Raw genomic sequence first — 718 nt, 5'->3', positions numbered from 1 at the left:
CGTGTAGAAGCTTTCTAGTAAAGCAATCTTTTCAGCTCCAGCCATAAACTCAACCGGCCGCCAGACGTTCGATTTCACATCGAAGAACTGTAACATTAGATCTCGATTGGCATCAGGTTCTACTTCCGTGTATGGAAACTTTGTTTCAAAATCCTCTGCCACTTCTGTTGTTTTGCATCCAAACGGATACAAAATTTCGTAAATTGTTTTCATTTATCTTCCTCCACTTTTAATTTTTTAAATACGCAATAATGCGTTTGATTCTGTAGATTCTGTTCGGTGCTACACTGTTTTCGTTTGCACCAGAAATTGTAACGTTGCCTGATTCATTCGCAAAAGTCACAAATTTATAATTGTCAGTAGTCATTTGAATTCTATAACTATTCCCAACTACCAAATCATCTGGCGAAAGCACAGTTTGACTCCAGCTGTAATTTAATAAAGTTCCCGCTGTATCATCAACACGGGACCACAGAAGCACTATTTTGTCGATTTTCCCTGAAGCTCCAAGTGTAAATTTATCAGCAGCATTAAAGTATCCGCCAACGCCATCTGCCTCATAAATAACTTTTCTAGTGATCGTCGATAACGATACGTCATTTATCATCAATCCATCTTTAAAATTTTTGATGCCGCCGATTGTTTGATTACTTGCTAGTGTGACTGCACGGTTATCAATCGACTGAGCGGTTGTTGCTGGTGTCATCGTTTTAGTCGT

The 718-nt window shown here is 38.9% G+C and carries 1 protein-coding gene and 1 pseudogene; both read right to left on the bottom strand.

What is annotated here, in order from left to right; translation table 11 throughout:
* Positions 1–213 (bottom strand): annotated as a pseudogene (locus tag RV00_RS15930) (hypothetical protein); the annotation flags it as partial.
* A gap of 16 nt (positions 214–229) precedes the next feature.
* On the bottom strand, positions 230–718 hold a 489-nt coding region (locus RV00_RS15925; RefSeq protein WP_211272407.1), incomplete at its 5' end, for a hypothetical protein.

The sequence above is a fragment of the Enterococcus devriesei genome (assembly GCF_001885905.1).
GTDB classification, from domain to species: Bacteria; Bacillota; Bacilli; order Lactobacillales; family Enterococcaceae; genus Enterococcus_A; species Enterococcus_A devriesei.
Note: the sequence above shows the minus strand (reverse complement) of the source record. Positions and strands in the feature narration are given on the sequence as shown.